Source organism: Mesorhizobium sp. P3_A2 (genome assembly GCF_056403115.1).
On the sequence record NZ_JBFUGC010000047.1, the window covers coordinates 1 to 1152 of the forward strand.

Genomic DNA, 1152 nt, shown 5'->3' on the forward strand with positions numbered 1-1152 from the left:
TGAGTCGTCACCCGCGCCGGCATCCACAGACTGTGTCAGCGAAACACCAGAAGGTCCCGAATACGTCAGGTTCAAACCATCGTTGCCGTCGCCGCCATAAAGTGAATCGTTGCCACTGCCGTCCTGCAAGCCATCATTGCCCAGGCCGCCAACCAGCACATCGCTTCCCGACCCGCCGTTCAACGTGTCATCGCCGTCGCCACCATCAAGAAGATCGTTGCCAGCCAAACCGGACAACGTGTCGTTGCCGGCTAGGCCGAAAATGGCATCAACGTCGATAGTCCCATTCAGCGTATCGTCATCAGGTGTTCCCTCGATGATAGCTCCATTCACCACGCTGACGGCAAAATCCACATGCGCCTCAGCAGAAGACGTATCTGTAGCCGTGACGCGTACCGCAATCGTCCCGACGTCGGCATTTGTGGGCGTGCCGGTAAATGCACCGGTATTCGGATCAAAACTGAGCCAGGATGGGAGCGGATCTCCGTTGGCCCGCGCTGAAGTCAGCGTGAGATGATCACCCGGGTCTGGATCATAAAAGAGATCTGATGGAAGCGTAAAACTGAGGGGACTTGCCACCGCTAGTGCAAGCGGCGAAAGAGACCCCGCTGTCGGCGCATCGTTGACGTTGGCAATGGCCGCGGTCGCGGCACTCGCAACGGATTCCGCCGTGCCGTGGCCGTCGGTGTAGCTCGCCACCACGCGAACCGTCGCGCCGACGTCGGCGTCGCCCAGCGTGTAGGTCGCATTCGTGGCGCCGCCGATGTTGACGAAGCTGGAGCCGGTGTTGCGCTGCCACTGATAGCTGATGGTGCCGAGTCCGTCGGCGTCGGCCAAGGTGTTCGAGGCGCTCAGCACCTGATCCTCGGTCGAAGTGCCGGCAACCGTCACCGAACCGGTCGGCGCATCGTTGACGTTGGCAATGGCCGCGGTCGCAGCACTGGCGACGGATTCCGCCGTGCCGTGGCCGTCGGTGTAGCTCGCCACCACGCGAACCGTCGCGCCGACGTCGGCGTCGCCCAGCGTGTAGGTCGCATTCGTGGCGCCGCCGATGTTGACGAAGCTGGAGCCGGTGTTGCGCTGCCACTGATAGCTGATGGTGCCGAGTCCGTCGGCGTCGGCCAAGGTGTTCGAGGCGCTCAGCACCTGATC

At 62.4% G+C, this 1152-nt stretch carries 1 protein-coding gene; it reads right to left on the reverse strand.

Annotated features, from left to right (window positions below; all coding sequences use genetic code 11):
- Window positions 1-1152, reverse strand: a 1152-nt coding sequence (locus AC1DXM_RS31925; RefSeq protein ID WP_477239537.1) for a putative Ig domain-containing protein, incomplete at both ends; no start/stop codon positions are given.